1 protein-coding gene and 1 pseudogene are annotated in these 1,233 nt (G+C 62.3%); both read left to right on the plus strand.

Features of this window, described 5'->3' with window-relative positions; all coding sequences use genetic code 11:
• Positions 1 to 322: pseudogene (locus AC0B9F_RS38210) on the plus strand (NADH-quinone oxidoreductase subunit M); the annotation flags it as partial.
• Positions 319 to 1,233, plus strand: a 915-nt coding sequence (locus AC0B9F_RS38215) for an NADH-quinone oxidoreductase subunit N (protein WP_472010422.1), incomplete at its 3' end; no start/stop codon positions are given. The pseudogene AC0B9F_RS38210 and the gene AC0B9F_RS38215, both read left to right, overlap by 4 nt.

Raw genomic sequence — 1,233 nt, forward strand, 5'->3', positions numbered from 1 at the left:
GTTCCTGGTGCTGATCGGGACGTACTCGCGATACCACGTGGCCGCTATCGCGGCGACTGCCGCGCTTGTCCTGTCCGCGATCTACATACTCTGGCTCTACCAGCGCATGATGGGCGGACCTGTGAAGGAAGAGCAGGGAACGATCCGCGACCTCGCTCGACGCGAACTCGTGGTGGTCGCCCCTCTGATCGCACTCTTGTTGCTTCTCGGCATCTACCCCAAGCCTGCCTTGGACGTCATCACTCCTGCAGTGAGCCATACGGTCGTCGACGAGGCTCCGACCCCGCTCGTCGCCGACCACGAAGGAGGTGCCCACAAATGAGTTCCTTCAACGACGTGACCATCCTCGGCTCAGCCGGCACGGCGTCACCCAGTGTCGAATACAGCTTGCTCTCGCCAATGTTGATCGTGTTCGGTGTTGCGGTTGTGGGCGTACTCATCGAGGCATTCGCACCCCGGCGTTTTCGATACCCCGTGCAACTCGTCCTCGGTGTCGCAGGCTTGGCGGCCGCATTCGTGGCAGTGCTTCTGCTCGCCGGCACGCGGTCGACGGCGATGATGGGTTCTGTAGCGGTCGACGGTCCGACCCTTTTCCTGCAGGCCACGATCCTTCTCGTGTCGATCCCCGCAGTACTGCTGATCGCCGAGCGAGGCTCGGGCAACACCGCCGAGGTGATCGCGCAACACGACGCGCTCGGCGGTTTCACCCCTCAAGCGTCGAGCGTCCCCGGAAGTGTTGCGGAACAAGAAGCGGTCAAGGTCGGTATCGCCCAGACCGAGGTCTTTCCGCTCACCCTCTTCGCGGTCGGCGGCATGCTCCTTTTTCCCGCGTCGAACGATCTGCTGACGATGTTCGTTGCGCTCGAGGTGTTCTCACTGCCTCTCTACCTCCTGTGCGGGCTGGCACGTCGACGTCGCCTACTCTCCCAGGAAGCTGCACTCAAGTACTTTCTGCTCGGGGCATTTTCGTCGGCGTTCTTCGTTTTCGGAATCGCATTGCTGTACGGCTATGCCGGGACGGTCACGCTCTCCGGTATCGCCGACGCAGCACGCAGCGGGTCGGGTACCGATGCCTTCCTGTGGCTCGGGACAGCACTCGTGGCCGTGGGATTACTGTTCAAAGTCGGTGCCGTGCCGTTCCATTCGTGGATTCCCGATGTCTATCAAGGGGCGCCGACGCCGATCACCAGTTTCATGGCGACGGCGACCAAGATCGCCGCATTCGGCGCCATC

This window comes from Streptomyces sp. NPDC097129 (assembly GCF_055668065.1).